Source organism: Pseudomonas syringae group sp. J309-1 (genome assembly GCF_032582135.1).
GTDB classification, from domain to species: domain Bacteria; phylum Pseudomonadota; class Gammaproteobacteria; order Pseudomonadales; family Pseudomonadaceae; genus Aquipseudomonas; species Aquipseudomonas quasicaspiana.
In genome coordinates this window covers 1-546 of the sequence record NZ_JAWHNU010000149.1, presented here as the reverse complement: position 1 = coordinate 546, position 546 = coordinate 1, and the positions used below count along the sequence as shown (strand labels likewise).

1 protein-coding gene is annotated in these 546 nt (G+C 57.5%); it reads left to right on the top strand.

Features of this window, described 5'->3' with window-relative positions:
- Positions 1 to 257 precede the first annotated feature (257 nt).
- Positions 258 to 546 (top strand): iron transporter (locus tag RX972_RS29170; protein WP_316880776.1); only part of this gene is annotated, 289 nt, incomplete at its 3' end.

The following is a 546-nucleotide window of genomic DNA, read 5'->3' as shown; positions in this document are numbered from 1 at the left end:
CTCGCCCAAGGGCGCAGTTGATGTCCGTCTGAATACCGATGAACGAACGCCATTTGGCCGCAGCTGGACAATTCCTCGTCTACGACGCCAGCCGCGAAAGCCGGATCGCAAATTTTTGTTTTCGCTTGACTCTTTGAGTGGGGCAGCTGACAAGTGAAAAACATGACTTCTCCAGTAAGGTATTTGCGCGCCGCCGACAGACGATGCGTGGCAGGGGTTGTCTTGTCTTACAGCGCAAACAAGCATCGAGGACGCTAATGAACATGCAATCCATTACAGCGGCGCTTGCACTCGCTCTCCTGACCATGGGGTCCGGCTCGGTTCTGGCGAAAGAAATCCCGGTGGGCACACCTCACTCCGAGGCCGGCATGGAGATCGGCGCGGTCTATCTTCAGCCCATCGAGATGGAGCCGGAAGGGATGATGCGCCCGGCCAAGGATTCCGACGTGCACCTCGAGGCCGACATCAAAGCTGGAAAAGGCAACACGAACGGCTTTGCCGAGGGCGATTGGATGCCCTATCTCGTCGTCTCCTACGAGCTGACCC